This window comes from Sulfurimonas sp., assembly GCF_028694895.1.
Taxonomy (GTDB): Bacteria; Campylobacterota; Campylobacteria; order Campylobacterales; family Sulfurimonadaceae; genus Sulfurimonas.
Genome location: NZ_JAQVKA010000082.1, coordinates 1 through 6337, shown reverse-complemented (window position 1 = coordinate 6337; position 6337 = coordinate 1). Strand labels below are relative to the sequence as shown.

7 protein-coding genes are annotated in these 6337 nt (G+C 36.4%); 5 read left to right on the top strand and 2 right to left on the bottom strand.

The window, feature by feature from the left end:
- The 5 genes from PHI38_RS08255 to PHI38_RS08235 form a co-directional block, all read left to right on the top strand.
- Positions 1-1846 (top strand): ribonucleoside-diphosphate reductase subunit alpha (locus PHI38_RS08255; protein ID WP_299854945.1); only part of this gene is annotated, 1846 nt, incomplete at its 5' end.
- Complete coding sequence (locus PHI38_RS08250) at positions 1837-2217, top strand: hypothetical protein (RefSeq protein ID WP_299854943.1); 381 nt, start codon at positions 1837-1839, stop codon at positions 2215-2217. The genes PHI38_RS08255 and PHI38_RS08250, both read left to right, overlap by 10 nt.
- A 91-nt stretch (positions 2218-2308) precedes the next feature.
- Positions 2309-3694 carry a Do family serine endopeptidase gene (locus PHI38_RS08245; protein ID WP_299854941.1) on the top strand — a complete coding sequence of 462 codons (1386 nt, stop codon included), beginning with the start codon at positions 2309-2311 and terminating at the stop codon, positions 3692-3694.
- A gap of 21 nt (positions 3695-3715) precedes the next feature.
- On the top strand, positions 3716-4138 hold the full coding sequence (gene trxC, locus PHI38_RS08240; RefSeq protein WP_299854938.1) for a thioredoxin TrxC: 423 nt from the start codon (positions 3716-3718) through the stop codon (positions 4136-4138).
- Between the two features lie 33 nt (positions 4139-4171).
- Positions 4172-5452, top strand: a complete 1281-nt coding sequence (locus PHI38_RS08235; RefSeq protein WP_299854935.1) for a citrate synthase — start codon at positions 4172-4174, stop codon at positions 5450-5452.
- A 13-nt stretch (positions 5453-5465) separates the two neighbouring features.
- Here PHI38_RS08235 and PHI38_RS08230 read toward each other — a convergent pair whose 3' ends face one another.
- Positions 5466-5777, bottom strand: a complete 312-nt coding sequence (locus PHI38_RS08230) for a pyrimidine/purine nucleoside phosphorylase (RefSeq protein WP_299854932.1) — start codon at positions 5775-5777, stop codon at positions 5466-5468.
- A 28-nt stretch (positions 5778-5805) separates the two neighbouring features.
- Positions 5806-6337, bottom strand: a 532-nt coding sequence (locus PHI38_RS08225) for a PAS domain-containing protein (RefSeq protein WP_299854930.1), incomplete at its 5' end; no start/stop codon positions are given.

Here is a 6337-nt window from a genome sequence, read left to right as displayed (position 1 = left end):
ACAAAGAGAAGAGAAAAAAGAGGAGTGGGCAATCAAGTTTTATAACATGGTTTCTACTTTTGAGGTGATGCTCGCAACTCCAACTCTAAGTAATGCAAGAACAACTAGACATCAACTAAGCTCTTGCTACATTGGTTCAACACCAGATAACATAGAGGGTATCTTTGACTCTTACTCTGAGATGGCAATGCTCTCAAAGTTTGGTGGAGGAATTGGTTGGGACTGGACAAATGTTCGCTCAATGGGTTCATACATAGATGGGCATAAAAATGCCGCTGGTGGAACTGTTCCATTTTTAAAAATCACAAACGATATAGCAGTAGCTGTTGATCAGTTGGGTACAAGAAAAGGTGCAATTGCCGTTTATATGGAACCTTGGCATATAGATATAAATGACTTTTTAGATTTGAAGAAAAACTCAGGTGAAGAGCGCCGCAGAGCACATGACCTTTTTCCAGCGCTTTGGTTGAATGACTTGTTTATGCAAAGAGTTGAAGAGGATGGAATCTGGACTCTCTTTGATCCATACGACTGTAGAGAACTTACTACACTTTATGGTGAAGAGTTTAATAAAAGATATAAAGAGCTGGAAAAAGATGAGAGCATTATAAAAGAGAAACTAAAAGCTAAAAACCTTTGGAAAAAGATACTTACTTCTTACTTTGAAACTGGTTCACCTTTTTTATGTTTTAAAGATAATGCAAACAGAGCTAATCCAAACTCTCACTCAGGTGTTATTAGAAGTTCTAACCTTTGTACAGAGATTTTTCAAAACACAAACCCTAACCACTATAAAATAAAGTTTATTTTTGAAAACGGTGATAGCGTTAGTCATGAAGAAGAAGAAATCATAGAGGTTGATAGCGGGCTAAAAAAACCTGCTAAAAAAGTAACTGCACTTGATTCAATCGGCGGTAGAGAAATTTATGTTGTAGAAAAAGAGAAAGTAAATGGTGACACAGCTGTTTGTAACCTAGCCTCTGTAAATCTATCACGCATAAATACAAAAGAGGATATAGACAGAATCGTGCCTATCGCGATTCGTGCTCTTGATAACGTGATTGATCTTAACTTCTACCCGATAGAAAAAGTAAAACGTACTAACTTAAAGACAAGAGCAATTGGGCTTGGTGTTATGGGTGAAGCTCAAATGTTAGCTCAAAAAGGCATCTCGTGGGGAACGCAGGAACACTTTGACAAGATAGATGAAGTTATGGAGAGTGTTAGTTTTAATGCTATCTCAGCTTCTAGTGATATCGCACTTGAAAAAGGCTCTTATAGCGAATACGAAGGCTCAAAATGGAGCAGAGGTATTATGCCTATGGATCATGCTACTGCTGATGTTAAAAACCTAGTTGATCGTGGAGGACTTTTTGCTTCATCATATGAGTGGGAAGGGCTTCGCGCAAAGGTTAAAAAGCAAGGTATGAGAAATGGTTATCTAATGGCTATCGCACCGACTAGCTCAATCTCTATATTAACAGGAACAACTCAAGCGATTGAGCCTGTGTTTAAGAGAAAGTGGTATGAAGAGAATCTATCAGGTCTTATTCCAGTTGTTGTACCTGAACTCTCCCCTGAAACTTGGGCGTACTATACTCCTGCTTATGATTTAAACCAAACAGTGCTTATTAAAGCAGCTGCAATTCGTCAAAAATGGTTAGATCAAGGTCAGAGTTTAAATATATTTATAACACTTGATAAAGCAAGCGGAAAGTACCTAAATGAGATTTACATGTTAGCTTGGAAGCTAGGTTTAAAATCTACATATTACTTACGTTCACAATCTCCAGAGATGGCAAGTGATGTTGAAGATAGAAGCTTGGAGTGTGTGGGTTGCCAATAACCAGCCCTCTTCCTCTTTCTAAAAACTCTCTTGAGGGCTTTTTAGAGCGATTTAACCACTTCAGAGACTCGGAGCTTCGCCAAATAGATATTATCTCTGCTACCCTTATTAAAATTACTCTAGCTACGCAAGATAGTGCAAGAGGATTTGACTGGGTAACAGTTACATTTGAATTTAACGGCGTTATTGACGCAAAAATCATTGAAGAGTCAAAACTTCCACATGTAGATTTAAGCCAAGGCATAACTCTTTTATATCAAGATGAGATGTTTGCTTTTATGGTTGGTGCTTATAACAAACTCTCAGATACCCAAAGTTCAATCTGTTATATAAAATCAACTTCCCTAAAATATCAAGAGGGTTCCTTTTAAAACCCTTACGTTAACCCTTCGTTAGCTCTTCATTATCACTTCATAAACCATTTAGTTATAATATTTGATATTAAAAAACAAAGGATTTAAGATGAAAAGGTTTTTTGTATTATCACTCTTAGCAATAACATTTCTTTATGCCAAGGGTAACGTTGAATTTAAATATGCACCACAAATCACAGAACGTGAGTATCCTACAAGCCAGAATAAAATACTCTCTTACAATAATGTTTTAGAAAATGTAAGAACAAGTATTGTCAATATCTCCATAAAAAAAGAGATTAGCACAGCTTCTTTAAACGCAAATCCATTTTATAATGACCCATTTTTTAGAGAATTTTTTAAAGGTTACGGTCAAGTCCCACAAGAGAGAATTGAGCAATCACTCGGCTCTGGAGTTGTTGTCTCTAAAGATGGTTATATCGTTACAAACAATCATGTAGTAGATGGTGCTAATGAGATAGTAGTAAGTATCGCTGGAGATAAAAAAGAGTATGCGGCAAAACTTATCGGTAAAGATGAAAAAAGTGATTTGGCAATTATAAAAATTGAAGCAAAAGGGTTAAACGCTGTAACCTTTTTTAACTCAGATGAGGTAAAAGTCGGTGATGTCGTTTTTGCTCTTGGAAACCCTTTTGGAGTTGGCGAGACAATCACACAGGGAATAGTCTCAGCAACAGGTAGAAGCGGCATGGGAATAGTCGAGTATGAGGACTTTATACAAACAGACGCTTCTATAAACCCAGGAAACTCTGGAGGAGCACTTATAAACTCAGCAGGACAGCTAATAGGAATCAACTCTGCTATTATCTCAAAATCAGGAGGAAATGTAGGCATCGGATTTGCAATTCCAACAAACATGGTAGCTATGGTTGCAACAAGCCTTATAGATAATGGAAAATATACACGAGCATTTCTAGGAGTAAATATAGCAGATCTAGATAGTGATATGAGCGCTTTATATAACAACAACTATGGAGCTTTGATAACTGGTGTAGAAGAGAACTCCCCAGCATCGAAAGCTGGTTTAAAGAGAGGCGACTTAATCATTGGAATTAATGATAAGAAAATCGCAAGTGCTAGTGAGCTTAAAAATACAATAGGCACATTTGCTCCATCAAAAGAGGTGAGTGTAAAATACTTAAGAGATAAAAAGACAAATACTCTAAAAGTAACTCTTGGTACAAATGAGAAGATAGTAGCTAATGGTGAGCTTGAGTATAAAGGTTTAAGACTAGGCGCAATAAATAAACTGCAAAAAGAGCAAGGCAATATCTCAATAAATGGTGTATCTGTAGTTGATGTAGATGAGAAAAGTGAAGCTTACAAAGCTGGTATAAGAAAAAATGACATAATTGTACAGATAGAAAATAGTGAGATTTTAACTTTAGAGGACTTTAAGAAGGCAACAGAATCTAAAGAGAAGAAGAGAGTATTTGTATATAGAAGAGGCGCAATATTTGCCGTCGCATTATAATAAAAAAAATAGGAGCAACAGATGAGAGTAGTTTGTCCACACTGTAAAAGCGTAAACAATGTTCCACAAAAAGATAGTTATACAAAAGCGAATTGTGGAAAGTGTAAAGAGTCACTTCTTGATACAAAACCTATAGAGTTAACAACTGTTAACTTTGACGAAGTTATCGTAAATAGCGATATTCCCGTCATAGTTGATTTTTGGGCACCATGGTGTGGCCCATGTAAAATGATGGCTCCAAACTTTGAGAAGAGCGCTAAAAACTTTCCACTTAAAGCTCTTTATGCAAAAGTAAACACTGAGAATGAGCAAAACCTCGGCGCTAGATTTGGCATACGAAGTATTCCTACTATTATTGTTTTTAAAAATGCTAAAGAAGTTCACAGAGTATCTGGCGCTCTTGATGAGAGCGCTCTAAATAAACTGGCTACACAATTTATATAGTATAATAATTTATAATTATATGAAGAGGTTAAAATGAGTAAAGACACAGTAACACTAACAAATAATCGCGATGGTAAAAGTTATGAATTTCCTATACTTGATGCAACAGTAGGGCCCTCTGTAATAGATATATCAACTCTATATAAAGAGACTAAAATGTTTACTTATGATGAGGGTTACACATCTACAGCACCGTGTAAGTCTGAAATAACATACATTGATGGTGAAGCTGGAAAACTTATGTATAGAGGTTATGATATAGCTTACCTAGCAAAAGAGAAAACTTTTTTAGATACTGCTTATCTTCTTTTAAATAGTGATCTTCCAACTAAAGAAGAGTTAGAAAATTTTGCCTTTGAGATGAAAAAACGCTCCTTTGTACATGAGGGCATTAAAAAACTCTTTGACTCTTTTCCTGATCATGCCCATCCAATGGCGATTCTCTCAGCTGGTGTTTCTGCGCTATCAACATTTTACTATAAACATTTAGAGATAAAAAATCAGCATGAATATACTGAGATGGCAAATAGAATTGTTGCTAAAATCCCTACACTTGCAGCTTTTTCGCACAGATATTCAAACGGCCTACCAATTATATACCCAGATATGGATAAAGGTTTTACAGAGAATTTTCTCTATATGTTAAGAGCTTATCCGCATAGTTATGTAGAACTAAAGCCCATCGAGATAAAAGCACTCGATACTATTTTTACCCTACACGCAGATCATGAACAAAACGCTTCAACAACCGCTGTTAGAAATTTAGCCTCAACTAACGCTCACCCTTATGCAGCTATTAGCGCTGGGATAGGCGCTTTATGGGGTAGAAGCCATGGCGGAGCTAACGAGGGTGTTATACGCCAGCTAGAGATGATAGGCAGTATTGATAGAGTAGATGAGTTTATAGCTCGCGCAAAAGATAAAGAGGATCCATTTAAGTTGATGGGTTTTGGACATCGTGTATATAAAAACTTTGATCCACGTGCAACAATTTTAAAAAATATACGAAATGAACTTATGGATGAGTTAGGCATTAGCAGTGAGCTTATAGAAGTCGCAAATAAGATAGAGCAGATTGCACTTAGTGATGAGTATTTTATAAGCCGTAATCTCTACCCAAATATAGACTTCTACTCAGGGCTAATACTCCAAGCACTAAAAATTCCAACAGAGATGTTTGCAGTTATATTTGTAATTGGTAGAGCACCAGGGTGGATTGCGCAGTGGAGTGAGCTAAACCAACAAAAAACGGTAAAAATTGCTAGACCAAGACAGTTATATAGAGGTCCAACGGAGAGAACTCCAGAGTATTAGAACTCTGTAGTTACTATTTTATATATGAGCAACAGTAATCTGTAACTGTTTTAATTTTTAAATCAAATGATGAGTTTGCAGGAACATTGAAACTCTCTGGAGTTTTAAGAGTTCTCCACTGCTCATTTGGAAGTTTGATATCAAGCTCTCCGCTCATCATCTCCATAATCTCAGCCTCTTTTGTATCAAAAGTGTACTCTCCAGGCATCATAATGCCAAGAGTTTTTTTAGTGCCATCTACAAACAGTATAGTTCTACTTGTAACTTTTCCACCATCATAAATATTTGCTTCTTTTACTACTGTTACATTTTCAAATTTACTCATTTTTGTCTCCTTTTTTGCGGATTATACCCTATTCCCAATCTAGCAATCTTTGCTGGCCCTCTAAGCTTCTTATGTGAGTAACATCTTGAGAAACCTCTATAACACCTTTATATGTTCCCTCGTCATCTCTGATTGCAAAGTAACGAATGTGAATAAATTTCCCCTTAAAAGTTATCCAAAACTCAGCTTCATCTCTACGCCCAGCTTTAAATTCACGTAAAATCATTAAAACTTGATCAACACTCTTTGGAGGATGGCAAAACTTTACCTCTCGCCCAATTATTCCCGCACTTCTTGGAAATACTCTATCATCACCGCGGTTATAAAATATAACAATATCATTCTCATCAACATAAGTAATATCAACAGGCATAAATTTAAGCAACCAGTTAATCTGCTCAGGCAACATATAACCCTCATCTAGCTTGATTCTGTTTTCAAGCGAGAATGGAAGTTTTCTTCTTTGTGTATCTTGTGATGGATGAATATACTGGCCCTCAACATGTGGAGGATAAGCAGCAGGAGCCACGTCAAACATCCAACCTATCTCCTCATCTCCT